General features: G+C 65.8%; 7 protein-coding genes. 5 read left to right on the top strand and 2 right to left on the bottom strand.

Annotated elements, in window-relative coordinates:
- Both ACREE8_RS11875 and ACREE8_RS11870 read left to right on the top strand, forming a co-directional pair.
- Nucleotides 1-686, top strand: a 686-nt coding sequence (locus ACREE8_RS11875; RefSeq protein WP_431573210.1) for an aminotransferase class III-fold pyridoxal phosphate-dependent enzyme, incomplete at its 5' end; no start/stop codon positions are given.
- Between the two features lie 7 nt (nt 687-693).
- Nucleotides 694-2,094, top strand: coding sequence for a glutamine synthetase family protein (locus ACREE8_RS11870; RefSeq protein ID WP_431573209.1), 1,401 nt, complete (start codon nt 694-696; stop codon nt 2,092-2,094).
- A 13-nt stretch (nt 2,095-2,107) separates the two neighbouring features.
- Here the strand turns inward: ACREE8_RS11870 and ACREE8_RS11865 are convergent, their stop codons facing one another.
- Complete coding sequence (locus ACREE8_RS11865; RefSeq protein ID WP_431573208.1) at nt 2,108-2,518, bottom strand: VOC family protein; 411 nt, start codon at nt 2,516-2,518, stop codon at nt 2,108-2,110.
- A 103-nt stretch (nt 2,519-2,621) separates the two neighbouring features.
- Nucleotides 2,622-3,473 carry a helix-turn-helix domain-containing protein gene (locus ACREE8_RS11860; protein WP_431573207.1) on the bottom strand — a complete coding sequence of 284 codons (852 nt, stop codon included), beginning with the start codon at nt 3,471-3,473 and terminating at the stop codon, nt 2,622-2,624.
- Between the two features lie 148 nt (nt 3,474-3,621).
- On the opposite strand from ACREE8_RS11860, the gene ACREE8_RS11855 reads away from it, so the two are divergent.
- The 3 genes from ACREE8_RS11855 to ACREE8_RS11845 all read left to right on the top strand — a co-directional run.
- Nucleotides 3,622-4,476, top strand: coding sequence for an SDR family NAD(P)-dependent oxidoreductase (locus ACREE8_RS11855; RefSeq protein WP_431573206.1), 855 nt, complete (start codon nt 3,622-3,624; stop codon nt 4,474-4,476).
- Nucleotide 4,477: 1 nt separating this feature from the next.
- The gene (locus ACREE8_RS11850) at nt 4,478-5,203 is read left to right on the top strand and encodes a glutathione S-transferase (RefSeq protein WP_431573205.1); all 726 of its coding nucleotides are present in this window, start codon (nt 4,478-4,480) and stop codon (nt 5,201-5,203) included.
- 46 nt (nt 5,204-5,249) lie between these two features.
- The coding region (locus tag ACREE8_RS11845) for a class I SAM-dependent methyltransferase (protein ID WP_431573204.1) at nt 5,250-5,752 on the top strand (503 nt) is incomplete at its 3' end.

The following is a 5,752-nucleotide window of genomic DNA, read 5'->3' as shown; positions in this document are numbered from 1 at the left end:
CCATGACCAATATCGGCATGGTGTTGCCGGAGCCGGGATTCCACGAGCATCTGCGCGAGCTCACCCGCCGCCACGGCACGCTGCTGGTGATCGACGAGACGCACTGTATCTCGACCGGCCCCGGCGGTTATACCCGGGCCTATGGGCTCGATCCCGATTTCCTGACGCTCGGCAAGCCGATCTCGGGCGGCATCCCCAGCGCCGTTTATGGCTATACCGCGGAGGTTGCCCAGCGCATCCGCAAGGCCCAGCATGCCGTGCCGCATGGCCATAGCGGCATCGGCACCACCCTCTCCGCCAACGCGCTCTCGCTGCGGCTGATGCGGGTCGTGCTCGAGCATGTCATGACGCCGCATAATTACAGCCTGATGGAGGCGATGTCGAAATCGCTGGCCGATGGCGTCGAGAAGGTGATCAAGTCCCACGCGCTGCCCTGGCATGTGGCGCGGGTCGGCTCGCGCGCCGAAATCGTGTTCGCGGCCAAGCCGCCCAGGAACGGCACCGAGGCGGCCGCGACCTTGATCGAGCCGCTGGAGAAGGCGGTCCATCTCTATCTCATCAATCGCGGCGTGATGATCGCGCCTTTCCACAACATGACGCTCTGCTGCCCGGCAACCACCAAAGCCGATGTCGAGAAGCTGGTCACCGCGCTCGGCGCCTGCGTCGACGAACTGAAGAAGAACTGAGCCCCTCATGAACCCCAAGGGCCTTGCCCCTCATTCCAATATCGGTGCCTCGCCCGAGGAAGCCGAACGCTTCCTGGCGGCGCATCCCGAGATCGCCGGCATCGACCTGGTCCTGACCGATCCGGGCGGAGTCATGCGCGGCAAGAACATCCGCCGCGAGGAGCTGCTCGCGATCTATCGCCATGGCCGCTACATGCCGGGCTCGATCCTGAGCCTCGACATCACCGGCGAGGATGTCGAAGAAACCAATCTCGTCTGGGCCGATGGCGATGCCGACCGGCTCTGCCATCCCGTGCCGGGCACGCTCGCGCCCGTCCTCTGGCGCGAGGAGCCGACCGCCCAGGTTCTGCTCACGATGCATGAGCTGGACGGGCGGCCCTATCATGCCGATCCACGCCATGCCCTGGCACGCGTGATCAAGCGCTTCACCGACCAGGGTCTGACGCCCGTGATGGCGGTCGAGCTCGAATTCTATCTGCTCGACACCAAGCCCGGCCCCGACGGCAAGCCCCGCCCTGCTCCCACACCGGGCGGCCATCGCGCGCGCCATATCGAGGTCTATGACGTCAATCTCCTGGGCGAGATGTGGCCGGTCTTCGCCGAGATCCATTCTTGCGCTAAGGCACAGGGCCTGCCGGCCCAGACCGTGATCCATGAATATTCGCCGGGCCAGTGGGAGATCACGCTGCTCCATCGCGCCGACGCCATGCGGGCGGTCGACGAGGGCCTCATGTTCAAGCGGCTCATCCGTGGCGTCGCGACCAAGCATGGGATGCAGGCCTGCTTCATGGCGAAGCCCTTCGCGGGGCGCGCCGGCTCGGGCATGCATATCCATCTCAGCATCGCCGACAAGGACGGCAACAATCTCTTCGCCGATGGCGACAAGCCGGAAGGCAGCCTGATGCTGCGGCATACCATCGGCGGCATGGCCGCGACCATGGCGGAATCGATGCTGATCTACGCGCCCAACGCCAACAGCTATCGCCGCTTCCGGCGCACCTCCTATGCGCCGGTGGCGCCGACCTGGGGCATCAACAACCGGTCGGTGGGCCTGCGGATTCCGGCGGGTCCGCCCTCCTCGCGCCATATCGAGCATCGCCCTTCGGGCGCCGACGCCAACCCCTATCTCGCGGTCGCGATGGCGCTCGCCGGCGCCCATTACGGCATCGAGCGCAAGATCGATCCGGGCCCGCCCATCACCGGCAACGGCTATGAGCAGGCCAAGCTCGGCGCCCTGCCGCAGCATTGGTCGGAAGCGATCGAGGCCGCCGAGCGCTCCGCGTTCCTGAAGGAGTATCTCGGCAAGGACTTCTTCGACGTCTTCCTCGCCATCAAGAAGGCCGAGCTCGACCGCTTCATGGCCGAGGTGACCGAGCTCGATTACCAGTGGTATCTGCGGACGACGTGAGGCTGCGAAGGCGTCAGTCTGTCTTCCACGGATCGTAGGTGCCGAAGCTCCAGAGATGGCCGTCGAGATCGCGGGCGGAATACTCGCGGGCGCCATAGCCGGTGTCCGCAAGCTCGCGGACGATGACGGCGCCTGCCGCCTTGGCCTTGGCGTAATGCGCGTCGATATCCTCGACCTGGACATAGACACCGAGCGGCTCGCTGCTCCAGGGGTTCTTCGGATCGGGCTTGCCGCCGGAGCCCAGCATGATCATGCCCGCGCCATAGGTCATCTGCGCATGGGCCAATGAGCCGTCGGGATTGGGATAGGCCGCCTGCCGGGTGAAGCCGAAGGCCTGCGTCAGCCAGCCGAGCGCCGCTTCTCCATCCTTGTATTTCAGGGCCGGGAAAATGTTGGGGTGACCGGGCGGCGTGTTCTTGGCCATGGGCTGCTCCTTCGCGCTGCTGAATCCGTGGTTCAACGCGAGCGAGGCTAGCGGGCCGGCGCCAAGGCGGTCTTGGAAAAATTTCCCCCGGCGCCGGGATCGCTCAGGCGGCCGCGTTCTCGGCTTGCGGGCGGGTGGGATCGAAATAGGACGTCGGGCTGCAACCCGCGAACTGCCTGAAATCGCGGTTGAGATGGGCTTGGTCGTAATAGCCATGGTCCACCGCGATATCGGCCAGATTGACCGGCCGCGAGGCACCCAGCCGATCGATCACCCGGTTGAAACGGATGATACGGCCGAAGGTCTTGGGGGCGAGGCCGACCTGCTCATGGAACCGTTCGATGAGCCGCTTGCGGCTCCAGCCGATGTCGGTCGCCAAGGCACCGATCGCGACATTGCCGCCGCTGCCGTCCAACTGCTTGAGTGCCCAGACAATCTCCGGCGCCGGAACAGGCGCACCTGCGATCCGTTCGGCGATGAACCCGTCGAGGATGGTGAAACGCGTTTCCCAGTCCTTCGCATCGTGCAGGCGCTCGACCAGCCGGCCTGCCTCGCGGCCCAACAGATCCTCGAGCGAGACGACGCGGTTGGCCAGTGAATGCATCGACATGCCCAGGAACCGGTACGCGCCGAGCGGCGTGAAATTGACCTGCAGGCACTGATAACGCCCCAACGCCTCGGTCATCACATGCGTGTCATGGGGGCCGCCGAGGAACGAACCGAACGGCGCCATCGCGCCGCCGGCATTGCCGGGCGATCGAATGCCGAAGGCGGGACCCCAGTTCAGGATGACCGGCAGGAAAGTCTTGGCCGCCTCGGGTCGCAGGACGGGCGACCGCGCATTCTCGACCCAGCCATTGTAGGAGCGATGAACCTGCTCGCGCAGGCGCGGATCGGGCCGCGCGCGAAGCAGCTCCCACTCACCATTCTCGGCCTGATGACGCAAAATCTGCATGCGGGGCGCTCGGATATCGCAGGGGACAGAGCCCGGATTTGCCCTATCCTAAATGAAGGCCCAGCCTCGGAGCCAGGGATTGCAGCGCGGTTCTCCTGCGCCGAAGCCCGACGCCTCCTTCGCATTCGGCATCAAGGAGAGAGCCACCATGCAGAATCATCCCGCCCTCCAGCCTGGGGCGACCGCCGTCATCACGGGTGCTGCCAGCGGCATCGGACTGGCGGCGGCCAAGCGCTTCGCCTCGCTCGGCATGAAGGTCTGCCTCGCGGATCTCGGCGGCGAGCGCCTCGACCGGGCGGCGGCCGAGGTCGCGGCGCTTGCCCGCGGCGGCAAAGCGGATCTGCGCGCGATCCCGACCGATGTCAGCAAGCTCGAGGAGGTGCAGCGCCTGAAAGACACCGCCTTCCGGGAGTTCGACGGGGTGGCGATCCTGATGAACAATGCCGGCATCGGCAGCGGCGGCGGACCCTGGAAGAATTACGATCGCTGGCGCCGGCTGCTCGACGTCAATCTCTGGGGCATCATCAACGGCGTTCAGACCTTCGCGCCCGCCATGATCGCGCAAGGGAAGCCGGCCGCGATCGTCAATACCGGCTCCAAGCAGGGCATCACCACGCCGCCCGGCGATACGGCCTATAACGTCACCAAAGCCGGCATCAAGGTGCTGACCGAGGGCCTCGCCCATGAGCTTCGCAACATCGAGGGCTGCCAGATCACCGCGCATCTGCTCATCCCGGGCTTCACCTTCACCGGCATGACGGATGCAGCCGAGAAGCCGCCTGCCGCCTGGACCGGCGACCAGGTGATCGATTTCATGCTGCAGAGCCTGGCGCAGGGCGACTTCTACATCCTCTGCCCCGACAACGACGTCACCCGCGCCATCGACAACAAGCGCATCCAATGGGCGGCCGAGGACATCATCAAGAACCGCCCGGCCTTGTCGCGCTGGCATGCCGACTACAAGGACGCCTTCGCCGCGTTCATGCAAGGCGGAGACAAATGACATGCGCTACGAACTCTATTACTGGCCGGCGATCCAGGGACGCGGCGAGTTCGTCCGGCTCGCTCTCGAGGAGGCGGCCGCCGACTATGTCGATGTGGCCAGCCAGTCGGGCGCGCGTGGCGGCGTGCCGGCGCTGCTGCGATTCCTGGAGGGCCGTGCCATCGAGCATCCGCCTTTCGCGCCGCCCTTCCTGAAGGCGGGCCGCCTGGTGATCGGCCAGACGGCGAACATCCTGCTCTATCTGGGTGAGCGGCACGGGCTGGCGCCCGAGACTGAATCCGGCCGGCTCTGGACCCATCAGCTCCAGCTCACCATCGCCGATCTCGTGCAGGAAGTTCACGACGCGCATCATCCGATCTCCACCAACCTCTATTATGAGGATCAGCGGCTGGAAGCGAGGCGGCGCGCCCATGATTTCGTCCGAACGCGCGCACCCAAATATCTCGGCTATTTCGAGAAGATGCTGACGCGCGGCAAGAAGGGCGCGAGCTATGTCGCGGGCCCGCAGCTGACCTATGCCGATCTGTCGCTGTTCCAGATCATCGAGGGTCTGCGCTATGCCTTCCCGCGCGCCATGGCGCGGATCGAGCGCAAATGCGGCCGCGTGGTCGATCTGCATGACCGGGTCGCCGCGCGTCCGCGGATCGCCGCCTACCTCGCCTCCAACCGGCGGCCGCCCTTCAACGAGGAAGGCATTTTCCGGCACTATAAGGAACTCGACGTCTGATCGTGATCCCGCCGCCCTCGCGAAGGGCGGCCGACAAGGAGACGCTATGAAGGCCGACGAACGCAACGCCGAGCAGGTCGAGTTCTGGAACGGACCCGGCGGGCGCCACTGGATCAAGCTGCAGGAGAGCTGGGATATCGTGCTCGGGCCGGTCGCCATGGCGATCTTCGAGCGCGCCGCGGTGCGGCCGGGTGAACGGGTGATCGATATCGGCTGCGGTTGCGGCGGCACCACGATCGAGCTCGGCCAGGCGGTCGGCCGCACCGGCGAGGTGCTGGGTCTCGATATCTCGGCGCCGATGCTGGCGCGCGCCAACGAACGCCGGCCGGCGGGCATGCCGATCGAGTTCCTGCAGGCCGACGCGACCACCCATGCCTTGCCCACCGGCCATTTCGACCTGCTGTTCTCGCGCTTCGGTGTGATGTTCTTCGCCGAACCTGCCCGCGCTTTCGCGAATTTGCGACGCGGCCTGAAACCCAACGGCCGCCTTGCATTCTCCTGCTTCCGCGATTCCAAGGATAATCCCTGGATGATGGTGCCGCTCAAGGC

It is taken from the genome of Hypericibacter sp., from assembly GCF_050729195.1.
Classification (GTDB): Bacteria; Pseudomonadota; Alphaproteobacteria; order Dongiales; family Dongiaceae; genus Hypericibacter.
This window is presented reverse-complemented; position numbering and strand designations above follow the sequence as displayed.